The following is a 14,250-nucleotide window of genomic DNA, read 5'->3' on the forward strand; positions in this document are numbered from 1 at the left end:
TTCACCGCGAAGCGAAAGACGGAGCCCCGGACCTCACAAGCAGGTCCGGGGCTCCGCGGCGGCAGGACCGGCCGCCAGGGAAGCCCTTCCGCCACTGATGGGGGGCGATGGCGGAAGGGCGGGTCCGGTCATTTCGCGACGAGCGCCGCCTCGTGGGCCGAGAGGGTCGTCTGCACGACGGTCGTGCCGCGCCGGGTGGCGTACTGTGCCCGCCCGGGGATCAGGACGCGCGGCCGCAGCTCGCCGAACACGATGCCTTCCGAAAGCGGGCACGAGAGCAGCATCACCGGGGTGTTGACCTCGGTGAGCCGCCGCAGCAGCGGATCGTTCGCGCCGCGCCCGATCCCGTTGGCGCCTCGGGCCACGATCAGGTGCAGACCGAGCGCGTTGCCTTGCGCCAGCGGGTCGAACAGTTGCTGGAACAGGGAATTCGACGACGAGGACACCATGTCGTAGTCGTCGATCACGACGAACACCTGCGGCCCGGTCCACCAGTCACGCAACCGCAGGCGCGCCGGCGTGATGTCCGGGCCGGGTATCCGGGTCTGGACCGCCCGCGCGACGCCGTCGATCATGTCGTGCACCGAGTCCCCGGAAACCGCGTAGCCCAGCTGGAACTCCTTGGGTACGGCGTCGTACAGGCCGCGGCGGTAGTCGACGGTGATGATCCGGGCCTCCTGCGGGGTGTACCGCCGGGTGATGCCGTCGATCACCAGCCGCAGCAGGTTCGTCTTCCCGGATTCCACGTCGCCGACGACCATCAGGTGCGGGTTGTCCTCGAAGTCGTGCCACAGCGGTTCGAGACGCTGGTCGTCCAGGCCGAGCGCGAGGCGCACGTCCGCGTCCGGGCCGGGGAGTTCGGCCCGGTCCAGTACCGGCGGCAGCATCCGCACGCCGGGAGCGGGCGGGCCCTGCCACGCCGCGACGATCCGGTCCACCAGCGCCTCGACGTGGTCGGCGACGTCGCGGTCCACTCCGTCGATCGACGGCAGCGCGGTGAGGAAGTGCAGTTCCTTGTCGGTGAGGCCGCGGCCGGCGATCTTCGGCACGGTCGCCGCCGCGCGCATGTTGATCACCGAATCGACCGGGTCCCCGAGCCGGAGTTCGAGTTGGGTGCCGACGAGATCGCGGACGGCGCTGATGATCTCGCTCCATCTGCTCGACGCCAGCATCAGGTGGATGCCGTAGTTGAGGCCGCGTGAGGCCAGTTCGACGAACGTCGGCAGCAGATCCATGAAGTCCTGCCGGATCGTGGACCAGCCGTCCACCACCAGGAAGACGTCGCCGTGCCGTTGATCGGCGAATTCCCCGGCCGCCCGTTTGCGCCGGTAGGTGGCCATCGAATCGATGTCGTTGTCGGTGAAGAACCGCTCCCGGCGGGTCAGCAGCGCGGTGACCTCGCCGATGGTGCGGTGGATACGTTCGACGTCGAGGCGGCCGGTCACCCCGCCGACATGCGGGAGTTTTCGCAGGCTGGTCAGCGTTCCACCGCCGAAGTCGAGGCAGTAGAACTGGACCTCGGCGGGGGTGTGGGTCAGCGCCAGCGCGGTGATGAGGGTCCGCAGGGCCGTGCTCTTGCCGCTCTGCGGGCCACCGACGATCGCGACGTGCCCGTCGCTGCCCGCCAGGTCGACGAGCAGCGGATCCCGCGCCTGCTCGAACGGCCGGTCGATCAGTCCGATCGGGACGGTCAGCGCACCGCGGCCGGACCACTCCGGCGCGGTGAGCCCGTGCTCCGGGGTCTCCACCAGTGGTGGCAGCAGTTCGTCGAGGGAACTGGGCGCGTCCAGCGGCGGCAGCCAGACCTGGTGGGCGGGCGGACCGGCGTCACGGAGCCGGTCGACGGCCAGCTCCAGCAGGCTCGGCACCGAACCTTCGGGTTCGGGTTCGGCCACCACCGGATCGGGTTCGGGTACCGGTTCGGCGCGGGCGGCGAACTTCGAGGTGAACGGCACGACCTGCTGCGCCACCACCGCCTGTTCGACGTTCCGGCGGACCACGCGGTGCGGACCGGAGACGTAGGCCGCCTTGAACCGGTCCAGCGCGGCGGTGCCGCTCTTGAGGAACCCGTTCCCCGGATCGGACGGCAGCTGATAGGCGTCCGGCACCCCGAGCACGCCGCGGCTTTCCATGGCGGAGAAGGTGCGCAGGCCGATCCGGTAGGACAGATGCGATTCCAGCTGATGGATCCGGCTTTCGTCGAGCCGCTGCGAGGCGAGCAGCAGATGGACGCCCAGCGAACGGCCGAGCCGTCCGATCATGATGAACAGGTCCATGAAGTCACGATGCGCCGACAGCAGCTCGCTGAACTCGTCCACCACCAGGAACAGGGTCGGCAGCGGATCGAGCGGGGTCCCGTTCGCCCGCGCCCGTTCGTAGTCCAGCGCGGAACTGTAGTTCCCCGCTTTGCGCAGAAGTTCCTGGCGCCGCACCAGTTCCCCGTTGAGCGCTTCGCGCATCCGGCCGACCAGCGCGGCCTCGTCGGCGAGGTTCGTGATCACCGCGGAGGTGTGCGGCAGCCCGTCGAGGCCGAGGAACGTCGCGCCACCCTTGAAGTCCACCAGGACGAAGTTCAGGATCTCCGACGAATGCGTGAGCGCGAGCGCCAGCACCAGGGTGCGCAGCAGTTCCGACTTCCCGGAACCGGTCGCCCCGATCAGCATGCCGTGCGGGCCCATCCCGGACTGGGCGGATTCCTTGATGTCGAGATCGACCTTCTGCCCGCCCGGGCCGATGCCGAGCGGCACCCGGAGCCTGCCGCCGGGCCGTTTCGCCGCCCAGCCCGCGGCGACGTCGTAAGTCTGGATGTCGTTGATGCCCAGCATGGCCGTCAGGTCGAAGTTCACGGCCATCGGCTCGGCCGACTTGCGCCGCGCGCCGACCCGGTACGGCGAGAGCCGCATCGCCAGCGCGGTCGCCGTGTTGAGCCCGATCCCGTCCGGGCGGCCGAGGTCGCCCGCCACCTCCTTGTTGTGCTGATCGACCGTGATCAGCTTCAGCGTCCGGTCTTCGAGCCGGAGCCGCAGGGTCAGCGGATCGTCCTGAATGGACAGTGCGGAGGACAGGTCGACGAGGGTGGTGTTGCGGTAGCCCTCTCCGGCGAGCCGGGAGGTGGGCGGCAGCGTGACCCCGTCCACGAACAGCATCACGCAGGGTTCGTGGACGTCGGGCAGGGCGTCCGGATCGAATCCTGGCCGGATGGCGAACTCGTCGCCCATCGCGGTCTCCAGTTCCGCGATGGACTCCACCACGAGCCGGGCTTCTCCCGCCCCGTCGGTCTCACTGGGATGAAGGTTGTGCGGCAGCCACTTCACCCATTCCCAGGCCTCTTGGCGTTCCGGTGCGGCGAGCACGACGATCCGCAGTTCGGCGGGGGAGTGGAAGACCGCGATATGCGCGATCATCGACCGCGCGAGCGCCCGGATCCGGTCACTCTCAGCACCGGCGGCCTGCACCAGGATCCGGGCGAACGACGGCAGGAACACCGCGACCGGCTGATCGGGCACCGTGCCGTAGGCGTGGATGAATCGGCGCAGCGCGTGCGCGGACAGCGGTTCGAGGTCGTCGACGGGCTTGGTGGACAACGGGTTCAGCCGCCACGCGAGGCGTTGCGGACCCCGCGCGACGCGGATCTCGCCGAAGTCGTCGTCCTGCGCGTCGCGTTCCCACATGCGGGTCGTACCGGGCAGCGACCACAGCGAGGACGGATCGGGATGCCGCCAGGCCAGTGCCTGGCGCTGGCTGGTCACCACCTCCCTGACCTTGCGCCTCGATTGGGCCAGGTAGCGAAGATAGTCGCGCCTGGCGTCGTTGAGTTTCTGTTTGCGTTCGCCCGCGCTGCGGCCGAGCTGGCCGACCAGCATGGCCATCGAGGACACGGTCATCAGCCCGGCGGCCAGATAGCTGAACGCGCCGTTCTCACCGGGGCGGACGAACAGCAGCACCGTCGCCGTCGACGACAGCGCCATCGGCAGGTACATCATGACCGCGCCGGCGCTGCGCTGGACTTCGGGCAGCGTGGGCGGTTCCTGGATACTCAGCTCGCCCTCGGGCATTTCCGGTCCTGGCCGTCGCGGCCCCTTGCGGAATGTGATTACACTCAAGCCCGGATTCCTTCCCTCTCGGACGCGCTGTGGTGGCAGCTCCACTAGAGGTGACGAAATCCGACCACGCGACGGTTCACTCACGATTCCCCGCGTCGGTCGCCCGATCGAAGGCGTGTGCCATGGCGACCACTTCAGGACTGTGCAAGCTCCGTGTCCGTGCTCCGGCGACCAGTTTCGCGCTGGCCGTCCCGGTGGACATCCCGTTGATCGACCTGATGCCGACGATCCTCGCCCACGCGGGTCAGGATCTCGCGGAGGAGGGCGTGGACCACGACGGCTGGATCCTGCAACGGCTCGGCGATCCGCCGCTGGACCAGGACTCCACCGTCGACGTTCTCGAACTGCGCGACGGGGAGACCCTGCATCTGCTGCCACGGCGGGAACAGCTGCCCGCCGTGCATTTCGACGACATCATCGACGGCCTGTCCACCGAGGCCCGTGCCCGGCCGGATTCGTGGAGCGCGCAGGCCACGCGGTGGACGATGCTCGGCGGCGTGCTGGCCGCGGTGGCGCTCGGGTTCTGGTTGCTGGTGACCGCGCCCGCCACCTGGCCCGTCCTGCTGTCCGCCGGGGTGGCGGCCTTCTTCCTGCTGGTGTGCGCGGCCACGGCCGCCCGCGCGCTCGGTGACGACGCCGCCGCCCTGGCGCTGGCGCTGGCGGCGGTCCCGTTCGTCGGTTTGGCCGGTTCGCTCATCCCGCACGGACCGGAAGGCCCGGTGCTGACCGGGGCCCGGCTGCTGGCCGCCTGTGTCGCGGGTGCGGGAGCCGCGGCGCTCGGGATGGCGGCGGTGGCGGGGTTCGCGCCGGTGTTCGTCTCCGTCGCGGTGTTCGGGCTGCTGTGCGCGACCGGTGGGCTGGTGCTCATGCTCGGCGCCGAATCCGCGTCCGCTTCGGCAACGATCATCGCGGTGATCGCCGTCCTGCTCGGCGCCTTCGTACCGAGGATCGCCTTCCGGCTGTCCGGGCTGCGGCTGCCCGGCCTGCCGACCACGGCACAGGAACTGCAGGAGGAACTCGATCCGCATCCCGGCGAAGAGGTCGTCGGCAAGGGACTGATCGCGGACGCCTTCGTGACCGCGCTGTTCGCCGCGATCGGCCTGTCCTGCCTGGTCACCCTCGAATTCGTGGTCCGCGACCGGTCGTGGCAGGCGGTCACGTTCGCCGCCGTGCTGAGCCTGTTGCTGCTGGTGCACGGCCGCGCGCTGGGCAGTGTGTGGCAGCGGCTCTCGGTGATCGTGCCGGGCGGGTACGGCCTGCTGCGCCTGCTGCTGGCCGCACAGCCTGCTTCGGACAGTCCGCTGCCGCTGGTGGCGGGCGTGTTCGCGCTGGCCGCCCTGGTGCTGGTGGCGCGCTGGACCCTGCCCGGACGCCGGATGCTGCCGCACTGGGGGAGGATCGCGGACCTCGTGGAGACCCTCGCCGCGATCTCGCTGCTGCCGCTCGCGTTGTGGCTGATCGGCGTGTTCGCCTTCGTGCGCGGTTTCGGGGGCTGAGCGGATGAACGCCAAAACCGATCAGGTCCAGGCACACCGGTTCATGCTGGGCCGGTTGACCTCGGCGCTGCTGCGGGTCGATCCCGACGCGCCGGAGAGCCCCTTGCACCGGACCTACCGCGGCAGTGTCATCGGCATGCTGGTCGCCGTCCTCGCCTGCCTCGGCCTGCTGGTGTTCGGGCTGGTCTCCCCGGGCGGGAACAAATCGTGGCGGGTGGAGGGCGCGCTGGTCGTGGCCGACTCGTCCGGGGCGCGGTTCCTCTACGCCGGCGGAAAACTGTTGCCGGTGCTGAACTTCGCGTCGGCCAAACTGGTCGCCGGGAACCAGCTCGTGGTCAAGCACGTCTCCGAGGCCTCACTCGAAGAGGCGCCGCGCGGCGAGCCGCTGGGGATCATCGGCGCGCCGGACTCGCTGCCCGTCCTCGCCGGCGATCCGTGGGAGGTGTGCACCTCCGTGGACCGCGATCAGGCCGGTCCGACGGCGCTGCGCGTCGGCGGGGTGACGGCGAACCCGCTCGGTGACGACGCCGCCGTCGTCGCGGTCACCCCGGACGGGGCGACCTTCCTGCTGTGGAAGGGAAAACGCCACCGGGTGGCGACCGATCGCGGCGCGCTCGACGCGATCGACGGGGTTCTCCAGCCCGCCAAGGTCCCGGCGGCGTTGCTGGACGCGCTGCCCGCGGGCCCGGATTTCGCGCCGCCCGCGATCGACGGGCTCGGCGAGGCGGGCCCCGCACTCGGGGGAACGGAATCGCGGATCGGCAGGCTCTACACCGTGTCCGGGGAACCCGCGCGGCGTTACGTGCTGACGAAGGCGGGGCTCACGCCGCTGTCCGAACTCGACACCCGGCTGCTGACCGCCGATCCGGAGATCCGCCGCGCCGCGTACGGCGGCGGGGACGTCGCGGTGGCCCCGCTGCCCGGGCGGGTGGTCAGCGAACGGCTGTCCTCGGCCGAGCAGCCACCGCCCGTGAACCCGCCGAAGGCCGCGACTCTCCACAGTGGACAGGGTCTGTGCGCGCTCGTCACCCCGGACGGCGACGCGCCACGCACCCAGGTGGCGGTGACGGACACGGTCACCCGGTCCGGACAGGCGCCGACGGCGGGGCCCGGCATCGCGGCACCCTGCTCCCGGATCGACCGGATCGCGGTGCGCCCCGGCTCGGGTGCCCTCGTCCGGGCCTCGGCCGCGTCGGGGCGGGCCGGTGACGCCCTCTTCCTGGTGACCGACACCGGCGTGAAGTACCCGGTTCCGGCTGAAGGCGCGAAGGCGCTCGGCTTCGAGCCCACGGCCTCGAACGGGCTGCCCATCACCCTGCTGAACCTGATGCCGACGGGGGTCCCGCTGGATCCGGCGATCCTGCGTGACGGCGGAACGGTCCTGCCGTCGGTCGCGGCCTGCGGTTCCTGACCGGAGGAATCCCCGGCGGCGACTTCTGCCGGTTGTTCCGCATGGTCTGCCGGTGCCGGACTTGGTGTCCTTGCTGTGGACCGGTGAAAGTCCGCGAGACCGCGAGGAAGGGACGAGCGAGAAGATGAACATGCAGTTCCAGAAGACCGACACGGGGATGAAGGGCGGTATCACCGCCATCGAGACGTGCGAATCCGCGTGCAAGAACATCCACTCGGGAGTGACCTCGGTCCGCAGCGACCTGCGGGCGGGCTGGCAGGGCGCGGCGTCCCAGACCTTCCTCAACCAGCTCGAACTGTGGGAGGCGGACTACCTCCAGGTGCTCAAGATGCTCACCGAGATCAAGGACATGGTCCGGGACAGCGACAACACCATGAACACCACCGAAGACGACATCAACTTGACCGCGGTGACGGCCTTCGGCGGCAACGAGGGCAACCGCATCTTCGACGCGCTGGCCTGACCACTCCATCCCTGATTTCGAGAGGAAACGATCATGAGCACCTCCTATGACGGTTTCGCGGTCAGCGGCAACGTCCCGCACCTCGCCGAGCGGATGGTCGCGCTGAGCAAGCAGATCGACTCCGCGCTGGTCGACCTGGAGCAGGCCATCAAGCCGATGACCAGCAGCTGGATCGGCCAGGGTGCCACGGCCTACGAGGACCTGCAGCGTCGCTGGCACGCCACGACCAAGGCCATGGAAGGCCGGTTCGCCAAGGGACACCAGACCTTGGCCCTGTCGTTCGAGAACTACCAGAACACCGACAAGAACATCGGGGCGAAGTTCCAGATCTGATTCCGAGCCGGTTCCGGGAAAGGGAGTAGGGACGTGGCGAACAAGCCGGACAGCGGCGACATCAAGATCACGGTGAGCTTTCTGCGGGATTTCCAGAGCAAGGTGCTGCAGAAGATGGTCGATGATCTGGAGACGAATCCGCACGTCGCGGAACTGGCTCTGACGGTGGGCAGCGCCAAGGGACAACGACGGCTGCTGGCCGGTTCCGAGTCGTGGGAGCCCGCCAAGCTGCTGATCGAGAAATACGAGGCACCCACCACGGGCACCGGTCCGTCGCTGTACACCCAGATCGACGCGATCAAGAACCAGCTCATCAAGCTGAACGACAACATCACCTACGTGGTGGGCCTCGCGATGAGCGGGGAAGACGAGAACATCAAACTGTCCACCGAACTGAACATGAGCCAGCTCGGGGAGATCCTCGCGACCGCCCCTGCCCCGCCCCCCGCCCCCGCCCCCGGCGGCGCGGGGACCTGATCCGCGATGACTTCCACAGAGCTCAAGGTGTCGAAGGAACCTTGGGAAGAGGCGCTCAAGATCTTCGCCGATCCCGACGCACCGGATACCCATGTACCGAGCCGCGAGACCATCACCGGGATCCAGTGGCTCAAATGGGACGTCTACGCCAAGAGCCGGGGGCTCCCCGACCCCAAGGGCTGGGATTTCTTCGCCTCCACCGAAACATGGTGGATGGAGTACTGGGCGGTGGGCAGCGCGAACTACGAGGCGTTCACGCCCGTGATGACCAAGTTCTACGGCAACATGGACGACATCATCGAGTCCATGCAGGGCTACTACAACACCAATCCGGTGGCGCAGCCTTGGACGTTCACGAGGGCGTTCGATTCGTTGAACGGCGCGAAGACCCTGCTCTCGGAACAAGCCGCGGGCCTGACCGTCTGGAAGGACAAGGTCGGGAAGAAGGGTGACGACTTCCAGGGCACCGGCGCCGGTGCGTTCCGGGACGTCCTGGACGGCCTGATCTTCAAGAGCAACGACCTGGTCAGGCAGCTGGGTGTCCGGCCGGACGCGCTCAAGAACGCGTTGGGGAACAAGGACGATCCCTCGACGAAGGACAAGGACGAGGGCAAGAGCGGACTCGAATGGGCCTTCGCGAAGCTTCAGGAAGCCCATACCCGGTGGAAGTCCTCCGAGGAGTTCACTCGCGACACCGGTCTGTTCGGAGCGCTGACGTTGCCGGGCAGTCAGCTGGCCTGGCCGGGAGGATGCCTGAGGGCGATCTGGAGCTCCACGAAGTTCACAGAAGACCTGAAGAAGGCCAGGGACGACGACTGGAGCGGGACCGGGGGCGAGCGTTACCCCAGGAGCACCATCCTCGGCGCGGATGCCAGGAACCCCGCCTTCTGGGACGGGATCGCCACCGCGGCTCAGAATCTGTGGGTCGATCACATCAAGAACGTCCTGGATCCTCCCGCCACCACGGTGCTGACGAGCCTCCCGACGAGCTACAACGCCGCGAAGCTGCTCTTGCCGCAGATCAGGGAACCGAGGCGGCTCAACCTCCACAAAGCACCGCCGAAGCCTCCGCCCGGATCGCAGGGCCCGCCCCCACCGCCTCCGCCGCCCGGGTCGGGCGGCCCCAAACCGCCACCCGGTTCGAAGGAGGGGCCGCCGAAGATCCCGGACCCCTCGAAGGACAACAAGGACACCAAGGGTTCCCAGGGCGACAAGGACAAGAAGGGACCCAATGGCGGGCCCCCGCCTCCGCCTCCGCCGCGTCCGTCGCCGGGCGGCCCCAAACCGCCACCGGCCCCGCCGAAACCCGACGAGCAGCTCAAGGTGCCGTCCGGTTCGTCCGTCGGACCCGACGGCGTCGTGCTCGGTCCGGACAAGAAGCCGCTGCTCGACCCGCTCGGGCGGCAGATCGTCGTACCACCCGGCTCCCGGGTCGGGCCCAACGGCGAGATCATCGGGCCGAAGGGCGAAAAGCTCGCCGAGAAGGACCGGCTGGCCCGGCCGGACCCGGTCAAGAAGGACGAGTCGCGGCAGTCGGAGCTGGACAGGTACCTGAAGTCGTTGCGCGGCGGCAATACGCCGTCGATGCCGACGTTGCTCGGAGCGCCTTCGCTGTCGACGTCCACCGGTGGTGCGCCGACTCTCCACAGTGGACCGTCGGTGCCGAGGACGACCGTGGGATCGGTCGGTGCGCCGGGCGGCCTCGGCGTGGCGAGCGGGTACGAGACGCCGAGGCCACCGGAGAAGCCGGTGACGACCGAGGGCGGCCCTTCGCTGATCAAGAACCAGCAGGGCAACGGGAATCAGCAGAACGGCATGGGCGGAGTCCCGTTCTATCCGCCGACCGCGGGTGGCGCCGGTGCCGGTGCGGGCGGCGACCAGAACAAGGGCGAACGCGACCGGACCACCTGGCTGACCGAGGACGAAGAGACCTGGGGCACCGATCCGAAGCTGCCGCCTTCGGTACTCGGCGGCCGCAGGCGGCGAGGCAGGACGGCGGGCCGGGGTGCCGGCGGCGCACGCGACTACGGACAGGGAGGAAACGATGGCCGACTGGCTGGAGGAACAACTTCACCAGACCATGGTCATGCTCAGGGATCAGCGTGACCGGATCGAGTCGGCGAAGGCCGATCTCGCGTCCCGGACCACCTCGGCGACCTCGCCGGACAGGATGGTCACGGTGACTATGGACGCGCAGAACTCCGTGGTGGGACTGAAGTTCAACACCACGAAGTACCGGTCCATGCCGCCGGAGCAACTGGCCAGGACCCTGCTCGACGTGCTGGAGCGCGCCCGCCGGGAGATGGCGGACACCGTCGTGGAGGTCTTCGGCCCGCTCATGGACCAGCGCGACGACCTCCGTGCCGCCATGACCGGCGGCACCGACGTCGACAAGGCGTTCTCGGCTCTGTGGAAAGAGGCGCCTTCCGACGTCTTCGGCAGGGGAAGGGACTGATCCTCCGTGGCGCTGGGCGGGCCGGAAACGACGAAATGGGTGTGGGAGGAAGCGCTCAACATCTTCACCCGCGATCCCGAGGTCCCCGTGGTGCCGTCGCGTTCGACCGTTCTCGGCGTGCCGTGGCTGACGTGGCGTGTCTACACCCATCTCCGCGGCCCCAGTAACAAGGTGCCGACGAATTTGATCCACGCGGAAGGCATGACGTTCTTCACCTCCTGGTACGCCGTCGCCGACCCGAGCAAGGAACTGGAGAGCGCGGCCGGGACCTACTTCACCACCGGGGACAAGGTCGTCGACTCCCTGCGGGACGAAGCGAACCCGGTCGGGAAGCACTCCACCTTCGAGCGGGCGTCGATCACCGTCGGTGGGGTGGCGAACTGGCTGACCGCACAGGTCGCCCCGCTGGAGACCTGGCGGGACAAGACCGGCCACCGCGGCGACGCCTTCCAGGGCACCGGCGCGGGCGCGTTCTGGACTGTGCTGGACGGGCTCGCCACCAAGTGCCAGGGGCTCGTCGCCCAGCTGACCAAGGACTTCACGACCTGGGAGATGCTCCACCTGGCGGGCGGCTTGCTGAAACGGGCGGGGGAAGTGCTCGACGAGGGACGCGCGCGGTGGCAGGGCGGCGAAAGCTTCACCTATGACACCGGCCTGGGGTTCGCGGTCACCGCGCCGGGATCGGCGCTGTTCACGCCGAGCGGCGTGGTGCGCGCGATCTGGCAGGCCCCCGAGCTGGCCGCGGATTTCGCCAGTCATCCTCCGCCCAAGTACACCAGGGAGAAGGACGGCTGGCCGAAGAGCACCTTTCTCGGCGGAGTCCTGGACGAAGGTAACACCGCCCCGCGCGAGAAGCTGGAGATCGCCGCGCAACGGGTCTGGCAGGAACACCTGAAGGTCGCGGACACCAACGCGGCGGCGGTGGCCTGGTTGCTCGACCTGACCTACCGCCAGTCGCTTCCGTATCTGCCGACGCTCCGGACCCCCGTCCAGCTGAACCTTTCGGGAGGTTCCGGCGGTACAGGGGACGGCGGCGCGGGGTCCGGGGGTGACGGTGCCGGACCCGGCGGAGGGGACGGGTCGACCGGGGACGGCGGCCCGGGGCCCACCTCGTCCTCGCCACCACCGCCACCACCGGTCACCCACGTCGGTGTCAACGGCCCCGGCGGGCGGTTCCCGCCACCGGTCACCCGGGTGGGCGGGCCGAACAACTTCCTGAAGGTGCCCACCGGTTCGTACGTCGGACGGGACGGGACCGTCATCGGACCCGACGGCAAACCGGTACTGGGGTCCGACGGCAGGCCGATCATCGTCCCGCCGGGCTCACGGGTGAACGGGAACGGCGAGATCATCGGACCGAGAGGCACCGGGAACCTGGAACAGAAGGACCGGTTGCGCAAGGCGTATCCGCCGCCGGGCACGACCCGTACCGGCGACAACGGCGAGTCGGCGATGGAGCGGTATCTCAAGTCGTTGCGGCGTACCCCGCCGTCGCTCCCGCCGTTCCGTGCTCCCGACACGTTGCCCATGACCATGTCGAAATTCGACCCCCAGTCGAATTTCCACAGTGGACCGGGCGCACTCGGTGGCGGCCGGATCGGGGTGTCGCCGGACTTGGCGTCGCCGTCGCCCGCCTCGTCGCAGGGAGGGAAGCCTGGCGGCCCGCAGACACTCGGCGGCCCGAAAGGTACGGCGGGGACCGGAAACGGGAGCGGGGTGCCGTTCTATCCGCCCTCGGCGGGCGGGGCCGGTGGTGCCGGGCAGGGCAAGTCCGAACGCGACCGGACGACCTGGATCGCCGAGGACGAGGAGACCTGGGGCACCGACCCGGCGGTCGCTCCGGGCGTACTCGGCGGGCGCCGGCGCCGGACCCGCGGTCACGGCAGCACTCGGCTGAGTGCGGACACCCAGCGCGACCACACTTTCGGATTCGGCGAAGGCACCGGTCAGAACACCGGCACCACCACGGGATGAGGGCGGGATCATGACGGATTTCAGGGCGGACCCCCGGGCCATGCAAGCCCTTGCCGAGGCGTACCGGGATATCGGCGCCAAGATGCGCAAGATCAGTGAACTCGGCGTCGATCGGCGGGATCTGGTCTTCGAGGCCGCCGGAGACGACGAGATGGGCGAGGAGATCAAAACCAACCTCGGCGACCCGGTCACGAAGATCGAAGGCGCCTTCGTCTCGATCGGCGAAGTCGTCGAGAACCAGACCAACGTGACCAAGGGGATGGCCGCGAAACTCGCCGTGACGGAGAGCCAGAACATCGAGAACGTCCACAGAGGACTCAAGCGTCAGTGATCTCCCGGCGGTCGTGTGGGAGCCGTCGGCCAACCTGAGCCAGTAAAGGAAGCGGGAACACCATGCCCTCGGACCCAGCAGAGTCCACCGGCGTCGCGGTCGCCACGGCGGAAACGGCGGCGCCCGCCGTCCCCGAAACCAAGGCGGACACCGAAACCACGCCGTCTTCGGAAGCCGAAACCGTCGCGGCCGGTGCCGTACCGCCGGTCGTGGACCCGGGCACCGACGTCGAATCGCCCTCGCCGGGCGGGATGTCGAAACCGGTGGTCGTGGCGGCGGCGATCGCCGGTGTCGTCCTGGTCGCCCTCCCGATGGCACTCAGCGGAGTGCTCGGCGACGCCTCGTCCGGCGAGGGGCCAGGGCCGGCGGGCTATGCGAAGGATCTCCCGCCGGACGGCGGATTCGTGCCGGGGCTCGCCGCGCCGCCCGCCGACAACGGCGGTGTGGCCGCAGGCCGGCCGGGCAACCAGCTGCCGGGGCAGGCCGCTGACGGGATACCGGCGGGCCGGCCGGGCGCGGCCGCCGATCCCGGAACCGCGGGTCTCCCCGGCGGCCAGGCTCCTGGCGCGGGCGGTGGACCGGCTCCGGGGCCCCAGCAGCAGCCGGCCCCGCCGCCGGCCCAGCAGCCTCAGGGACCGCCCGCTCCGGGTGTCAGCGCGGCGACGTACGAGGGCATGGCCGGACGCGGATGCGGCGGTGGCACCGGATTCACCGGCGTCGGCGCGTACAGCGACGGCAAGGCGGGCTGGGTGAACCACGGCAACGGCGGCTGCGGCACGTCCTTCGTCTCGATCCCCATGTCCGGCGACGCGAACAAGGACGACACGAGCGCGTATGGACTGTGGACGTTCAACACCGGCCCGGTGACCACCGGCTCGTGCGCGGTCTCGGTGTTCGTCCCCACCGGTGACGTGACCGTGGTGGGTGGCAGCCCGTCGGTCTACCGCGTGTACGACCGGTTCGCGGTCGACAAGGGAACCCCGGTCGGCACGTTCCAGATCGACCAGATCGGCAACCGCGGCCGATGGGTGAACGTCGGCACGTTCCGGATCAACGGCGCCAAACTGGCCGTCCAGTTGCTCACCCGGGGCCGTGACTGGTCGGGTTCCACCAAGACCTACGCGCACCACGCCGCGGCGATGGTGAAGGCCAAGTGCCAGGCGTGACGTCGGTCTCGTGAGTGAGGGCGGTCGGTACTCCCGATCGC

Annotated in this window: 11 protein-coding genes; 10 read left to right on the plus strand and 1 reads right to left on the minus strand. The window is 69.4% G+C overall.

Going from position 1 to position 14,250, the window contains the following annotated elements:
* Window positions 1-128: 128 nt before the first annotated feature.
* Entirely contained in the window at window positions 129-4,103 is a 3,975-nt protein-coding gene (gene eccCa, locus ACIBTM_RS36655) for a type VII secretion protein EccCa (RefSeq protein WP_395881753.1), read from the minus strand.
* A 122-nt stretch (window positions 4,104-4,225) separates the two neighbouring features.
* On the opposite strand from eccCa, the gene eccD reads away from it, so the two are divergent.
* From eccD to ACIBTM_RS36705, 10 genes are all read left to right on the plus strand, one after another.
* The gene (gene eccD, locus ACIBTM_RS36660) at window positions 4,226-5,599 is read left to right on the plus strand and encodes a type VII secretion integral membrane protein EccD (RefSeq protein ID WP_395881754.1); all 1,374 of its coding nucleotides are present in this window, start codon (window positions 4,226-4,228) and stop codon (window positions 5,597-5,599) included.
* Window positions 5,600-5,603: 4 nt separating this feature from the next.
* Window positions 5,604-7,010 carry a type VII secretion protein EccB gene (gene eccB, locus ACIBTM_RS36665; RefSeq protein WP_395881755.1) on the plus strand — a complete coding sequence of 469 codons (1,407 nt, stop codon included), beginning with the start codon at window positions 5,604-5,606 and terminating at the stop codon, window positions 7,008-7,010.
* 52 nt (window positions 7,011-7,062) lie between these two features.
* Window positions 7,063-7,473, plus strand: a complete 411-nt coding sequence (locus ACIBTM_RS36670; RefSeq protein WP_395881756.1) for a WXG100 family type VII secretion target — start codon at window positions 7,063-7,065, stop codon at window positions 7,471-7,473.
* 33 nt (window positions 7,474-7,506) lie between these two features.
* Window positions 7,507-7,806: a WXG100 family type VII secretion target gene (locus ACIBTM_RS36675; protein WP_395881757.1), complete on the plus strand. Its 300-nt coding sequence runs from the start codon at window positions 7,507-7,509 to the stop codon at window positions 7,804-7,806.
* Between the two features lie 33 nt (window positions 7,807-7,839).
* Complete coding sequence (locus ACIBTM_RS36680; RefSeq protein WP_395881758.1) at window positions 7,840-8,283, plus strand: hypothetical protein; 444 nt, start codon at window positions 7,840-7,842, stop codon at window positions 8,281-8,283.
* 6 nt (window positions 8,284-8,289) lie between these two features.
* Window positions 8,290-10,389 (plus strand): hypothetical protein, encoded by a 2,100-nt coding sequence (locus ACIBTM_RS36685; protein WP_395881759.1) that lies wholly within the window; start codon window positions 8,290-8,292, stop codon window positions 10,387-10,389.
* Window positions 10,328-10,738 carry a YbaB/EbfC family nucleoid-associated protein gene (locus ACIBTM_RS36690; RefSeq protein ID WP_395881760.1) on the plus strand — a complete coding sequence of 137 codons (411 nt, stop codon included), beginning with the start codon at window positions 10,328-10,330 and terminating at the stop codon, window positions 10,736-10,738. Before ACIBTM_RS36685 ends, ACIBTM_RS36690 begins: the two co-directional genes overlap by 62 nt.
* 6 nt (window positions 10,739-10,744) lie before the next feature.
* Complete coding sequence (locus ACIBTM_RS36695) at window positions 10,745-12,712, plus strand: hypothetical protein (RefSeq protein WP_395881761.1); 1,968 nt, start codon at window positions 10,745-10,747, stop codon at window positions 12,710-12,712.
* 10 nt (window positions 12,713-12,722) lie between these two features.
* Window positions 12,723-13,043 carry a hypothetical protein gene (locus ACIBTM_RS36700; protein ID WP_395881762.1) on the plus strand — a complete coding sequence of 107 codons (321 nt, stop codon included), beginning with the start codon at window positions 12,723-12,725 and terminating at the stop codon, window positions 13,041-13,043.
* 62 nt (window positions 13,044-13,105) lie between these two features.
* Entirely contained in the window at window positions 13,106-14,209 is a 1,104-nt protein-coding gene (locus ACIBTM_RS36705) for a hypothetical protein (protein ID WP_395881763.1), read from the plus strand.
* Window positions 14,210-14,250: the final 41 nt, after the last annotated feature.

The sequence above is a fragment of the Amycolatopsis sp. NPDC049868 genome (assembly GCF_044461365.1).
Lineage (GTDB): Bacteria > Actinomycetota > Actinomycetes > Mycobacteriales > Pseudonocardiaceae > Amycolatopsis.

Bases quoted from the DNA above. Each gene is read 5' to 3' on its own strand.
- eccD (WP_395881754.1), top strand. From the start codon at position 4,226: ATGGCGACCACTTCAGGACTGTGCAAGCTCCGTGTCCGTGCTCCGGCG.
- eccB (WP_395881755.1), top strand. From the start codon at position 5,604: ATGAACGCCAAAACCGATCAGGTCCAGGCACACCGGTTCATGCTGGGC.
- ACIBTM_RS36675 (WP_395881757.1), top strand. From the start codon at position 7,507: ATGAGCACCTCCTATGACGGTTTCGCGGTCAGCGGCAACGTCCCGCAC.
- ACIBTM_RS36685 (WP_395881759.1), top strand. From the start codon at position 8,290: ATGACTTCCACAGAGCTCAAGGTGTCGAAGGAACCTTGGGAAGAGGCG.
- ACIBTM_RS36690 (WP_395881760.1), top strand. From the start codon at position 10,328: ATGGCCGACTGGCTGGAGGAACAACTTCACCAGACCATGGTCATGCTC.
- ACIBTM_RS36700 (WP_395881762.1), top strand. From the start codon at position 12,723: ATGACGGATTTCAGGGCGGACCCCCGGGCCATGCAAGCCCTTGCCGAG.
- ACIBTM_RS36705 (WP_395881763.1), top strand. From the start codon at position 13,106: ATGCCCTCGGACCCAGCAGAGTCCACCGGCGTCGCGGTCGCCACGGCG.